The following is a 5089-nucleotide window of genomic DNA, read 5'->3' as shown; positions in this document are numbered from 1 at the left end:
CCGGCCAAGTGGACAATCTCGACGCGTGGCTGACGACCGTGGTGGCCCGGATCTGCTTGAACACCTTGCGAAGCCGCCGGGCTGGGCCATCGGAAGAACTTGTCGCCCAGCTGCCAGATCCCATCGTCGACGCAGTCGGCGACGTCGATCCTGAGCACCAGGCGATGCTGGCCGATGCGGTCGGAATGGCGCTGTTCGTGATTTTGGACACCTTGGCACCGGCGGAACGACTGGCGTTCGTCTTGCACGATGTGTTCGCGGTTCCGTTCGACCAGATCGCACCTGTCGTCGAGCGGACGCCAGAAGCCACTCGCAAACTGGCCAGCCGGGCGCGGCAGCGCATTCAGCAGGCCGCGCCCAGCCCGGACACCGATCTGGTGGCCCAGCACACCGTCGTCGACGCTTTCTTCGCCGCCGGACGTGCCGGCGACTTGGATCGGTTGGTCGCCGTTTTGGACCCCGACGTGTCGTTGCGCGGCGACTTCGGCGCGGCCGGACAACGCTCGGTGCGAGGGGCATCCAAGGTTGCCGGGCTGGCCAAGGGTTACGCCGCCCCGGACCGCGAAGTCCGCCCAGCCGTCGTCAACGGGGCCGCGGGTGCGGTGATCCTTGTCGACGGCCGGGCAACCGCGATCATGGGCTTCGTCGTTCGCGGCGGACGCGTTGCCGCGATAGACGTCCTAGCAGATCCCGAGCGGGTCGCGAGGATCGATGTGCGCGCCGTGACCGGCTAGTTGACGGCCGTGGCGGCCTGCACCAACGCGAGCGCGGCGGCGTGCTGGAACACCCAAGTGCCACCCTGATCGACGAACGCAAGCTGCTTGTTGACCGGGCCGGCGAACTTGGGACTCGTGATGGCCACGTCGGCGCTGACCCCGTTCGGGCCGATCGGCTGGATGTTCGTGAAGGCGAACTGTTCCGGGAAGTTCCCGTTGCGGAAGGCCTTGCGCAGGTCATGGTCGGCCACGTGACCCTCGTCCGCGCTGATGCCGTTCTCGACGAGACCGAATTTCGTCTCGTACGAAACGCCCGGGTCGGTGAGGCGGGTCGCGAGGTCAGACAGCGTTTCGGGGCTGGGCAGCGGCGGCTGGCCCGGCGCGGGCGGCGGGTCGAGAGGTGCGCTGAGTACCACAGGCGTCACCTGCGGCGCGAATGCATAGCCCGAGGCCAGCGACGTGACGCCGGCCGCGGCAGCGCCGATTATGGCTACGGCCGCCACCCCGTTGGCAAGCAATTTCACGGTCATCGTTGTCCCTTCGATTTGGGCGTGATCATCGGTGTCATTCTGCTGGTCACCGCTTGGTCTGTAGCGACCCTGTCCCCGGCGTGTCGTATCGCCCGTTGTCTTACATCAAAGCCACCGGTGCGCAGCGCTGGCAAGTAACTGCAGCTAGCCGGCGTGGATTCGCCACTCGGCGGCATCGCGCTGCTGACGCCAGAATTCGTCGAATCGTCCACCTGCGGTGAGCAACTCGTCGACCGAGCCGTCCTCGACGATCTTGCCGGCGTCAAGGAAAAGAACCCGGTCGGCGTGCCGGATGCTGGCCAGCCGATGCGCGACGATCACCCTGGTCCGCGGTCGCGGATCCGCGGTGAGCGCGTCGACCACCGCAGCCTCGTTCTCGGTGTCCAACGCGCTGGTCGCCTCGTCGACCAGCAATATCGGCGCCGGCTTGAGCAAAGCGCGCGCAATGCTGACCCGCTGCCGTTCACCACCGGACAACGCCGAACCGGCTTCGCCGACGATCGTCTCGACGCCGGCGGGCAACCTGCCGGTGAGTTCATCCACGCGCGCCAGCGCGACTGCCCGGCTGAACTGCGCGTCGCCGGCGGCGGGATCTCCGGCGGACACGTTCTCGCGGATGGTGCCGTGGAACAGGTATGGATGCTGGAACACCACGCTGCTCGCGGCGCGACGGGCGTCGGCGTCCAGGGTCGCGACGTCGACCCCGTCAACCAGGACGCGGCCGCTGATCGGTTGGTACAAACCGGCGATCAGTGCCAGGATCGTGCTCTTGCCGGAGCCGGATGGCCCGACGATCGCTGTGGTGGTTCCCGGCTGCAGCGCAAAGCTCACGCGAGAGAGCACCGGAGCGCTTGTGCCGTCATAGCCGAACGTGACGTCCTCGAACTCGATGAGCGGCGCGTCGTGGTGGCCGCGTCGCGATTCAGCTCCGGCAGTCATGACCGGGGCGCTGAGCACCGCGCGAATCCGGTCGAGGGTGGCACGGGTGCTCTCCAACGCCGGCCCCAATTCGCTGATCGAGGTGAACGGCTCCAGATAGCGGGCGATGACGACGATCAGGGCGATCGCCTCCGGGACGCTCAGGGTGTGCGTGATGGTCAACGCCGTTGTGGCGCCGGCGAACAGGATCAGCGCCAGCTGACTGGCCAGGCTGAACAGCAACTGGCCGGGGACCTGCATGGTCAGCAGTCGCATGGTGGCACCGTGTTGCGCGGCCAGCGCGTCGCCCACCAAGCTTCTGGCCGGCTCGACCCGACGCGCTGCCCGCAGTGCCTGCTGAGTTCGGGCGAACTCGATGATCCGCTCGGTGAGAGCGGTATTCGCTTCGGCGGCAGCATGATCGGCGCGACGGGCCAGCCGTGCCGACACCCACAACGCTCCCAACAGCAGCGGCACACCACCCATGGCAGCCACGCCGAGCTGCCACGACACCGGCAGCAATGCCACCGCGATCGCCGCCGGCAGCAGCACGGCGGTGACCAGCGGTGTCAGCAGATTGACGACCAGCCCGACCAGCTCTGGCCCGGTCGCGGCGATCGCCTGCCGCGCCGTCGCGGTGTTGTCGGTGCTGAACCATTCCAGCCGGACATCGGGCAGCTGATCCGCGACGTCGTGTTGGGTGTGGTCGAGCACCGCGAAGCCCAAGTCGAAACCGATCCGCGCGGTCACGGTGTCGATCGCCCAACCGGCCGCGGTGGCGGCGGTAAGCCAGCCCAGCCACCCCAGTGCCCGGTGTGGTGAATCGCTGAACAAGGCTCCTACCAACGGAACCAGCAGCACGGCGCCGACGGCACGCACGATCACCGAGACGATCGCGAGCACGGCATAAGCCATCACCCTTCCGCGGCGGTCAGGCGGGACCAGGCCGATCCAGGTGCGAATCATCGCGCACCCTCCTGCGCCGTCGTTACGGTCACCGGGTCGCGGCGCCCACTGTCCCACAGGCGTCGATAGCGTCCTTCGGCGGCGAGCAAATCGTCGTGGGTACCGCTTTCGGCGATCCTGCCGTGGTCCAGCACGACGATCTGGTCGGCTCCGGCGATGGTGTGCAGTCGATGCGCGATCACCAACACCGTGCGGTCCCGGGTCAGCCGATTAAGTGCCTGCTGCACAAGATATTCCGATTCGGGATCGGCGAAGGCGGTCGCCTCGTCGAGGATCAGGACACCGGTGTCGGCGAGGATCGCGCGAGCGATCGTCAGCCGCTGGCGTTCCCCGCCGGAAAGGCCGCTCGCGGCGCCAAGCATGGTGTCGTAGCCGTCCGGCAATCGGGTGATCCGGTCATGGATCTGCGCCTCGCGGGCGGCGGACTCGATCTGGCCGGGGGTGGCGTCGGGAACCGCGAGCGCGACGTTCTCCGCGACTGTGCCGTGCACGAGCTGCGTCTCCTGCAGGACGAAGCCGACGCGGGTATAGAGCGCGTCGGCCGTCAGCGACCGAATATCTTGTCCATCAACAGTTATCGAACCCTGCTGCACGTCATAGAAGCGCGCCAACAGGGCGGCCAGCGTCGACTTACCGGATCCGGACGGGCCGACCAGCGCGGTCACCGTTCCGGGCCGCAGCGTCAGCGAAACGTCCTGAATCACCGGCACACCGGGCCGATAGCCGAAGTTCACCCGGTCGAACACGACGGTGGCCGACGCGTCACCGGCCCCGGCAGGCGGCTTGTCCGGCACGGCGAGTTCCGGCTCGTCGAGCGTGATCTGGAGGCGACGGGCGGCCAGCAACCCGGCGCGGATGCCGCCGATACCGTAAGCGATGTTCAGCAATCGGGCGCCGAACGTGGTGCCCAGCAACAAGAACGGCAACACATCGACCGGGTTCATCCGGCCGGCGACGACCAGCAATGTGCCGATGCCGGCGATCAACCACAGGAAGGTCGAGGGGCGGGTGACGAGATCCATCAGGGTCTTCTTGCCGGCCAGCGGGCGCTGCCAGTCGATGAGAAAGCCGACGTATTCATCCAGACGGCGGCGGAAACTCGACGCGGCGGCACCGCCGAAGACGCGGATTACCGGCTGGCCCTCGAGGTAGGCGCCGGCCTCGCCGCTCATCCGCTCGGCCCACTTTTGCGATTGCGGGATGCGCGGGCCGGATTGGATCGTCATCGACGAGGTCAGCACCAGATACACCAGGACCGGCGCGAACAACACCAACGCCACCCGCCAGTCGACGACGAACAAGTAGATCAGCACCGCCAGCGGCGCAACGACCGCGGCGACCGCGTCCGGAATGGCGTGTGTCACCAGATAATGCAACGACAGCGTGTCGTCGGCGACCAGCTGTTTGATCGAACCGGATCCGCGGGCGGTGAACCAGCCCAACGGCAACCGGGCCAACTTGCTCAGCAACCGCGAACGCAGATCGCTGGCGAACCGGGCGTCGACGATATGCAGCCAGAGCGTCAGGGCGGCACCGAGCACCGTGCCGATACCCAGCAACGCCACCGCCGCGAATCCGATCTCCTTCAACCGAGACGACTCGGCGCCAGACGCCAACAGCCTGGCCAGTTCGACCAGCAGCAGGAACGGCGCAAGCTGCACCAGCGTGATCACTGCCTGCAGCACACCGGAGGCGATCAGTGCCGACCGCAGTGGCGCGAGCAACCGCCCCGCGGCCTGGGCGCGCCAGCTCCCCCGCGCCGGATCAACAGTCGGCCCCTGTTGCACCACAACGCTTTCCGGCTGCCCGGTGACCCGGTCTTCGACAAGAGCGACGGTGTCGACGGCGGCCGGCTCCTCGCCGCGCCGGGTGCCCATTGCGCGGCCGGCGCTCCAATAGGCCTGCGCGTGGACTTCCGACTTGGGGAAGCCGAAGTCATCGCGCAGCCGGGTCCGAACG

General features: G+C 67.7%; 4 protein-coding genes. 1 reads left to right on the top strand and 3 read right to left on the bottom strand.

Annotated elements, in window-relative coordinates:
* Positions 1 to 734 (top strand): RNA polymerase subunit sigma-70 (locus WAN02_RS31715; RefSeq protein ID WP_422269322.1); only part of this gene is annotated, 734 nt, incomplete at its 5' end.
* On the opposite strand, the gene WAN02_RS31710 is transcribed toward WAN02_RS31715, so the two are convergent.
* The 3 genes from WAN02_RS31710 to WAN02_RS31700 form a co-directional block, all read right to left on the bottom strand.
* Positions 731 to 1246 carry a hypothetical protein gene (locus WAN02_RS31710; RefSeq protein WP_422269321.1) on the bottom strand — a complete coding sequence of 172 codons (516 nt, stop codon included), beginning with the start codon at positions 1244 to 1246 and terminating at the stop codon, positions 731 to 733. The two genes, WAN02_RS31715 and WAN02_RS31710, sit on opposite strands and share 4 nt — an antisense overlap.
* 144 nt (positions 1247 to 1390) lie before the next feature.
* On the bottom strand, positions 1391 to 3130 hold the full coding sequence (locus WAN02_RS31705) for an ABC transporter ATP-binding protein (RefSeq protein ID WP_422269320.1): 1740 nt from the start codon (positions 3128 to 3130) through the stop codon (positions 1391 to 1393).
* Positions 3127 to 5089 (bottom strand): ABC transporter ATP-binding protein (locus tag WAN02_RS31700; protein ID WP_422269319.1); only part of this gene is annotated, 1963 nt, incomplete at its 5' end. The genes WAN02_RS31700 and WAN02_RS31705, both read right to left, overlap by 4 nt.

The organism is Mycobacterium sp. (genome assembly GCF_049281135.1).
Taxonomy (GTDB): Bacteria; Actinomycetota; Actinomycetes; order Mycobacteriales; family Mycobacteriaceae; genus Mycobacterium.
Note: the sequence above shows the minus strand (reverse complement) of the source record. Positions and strands in the feature narration are given on the sequence as shown.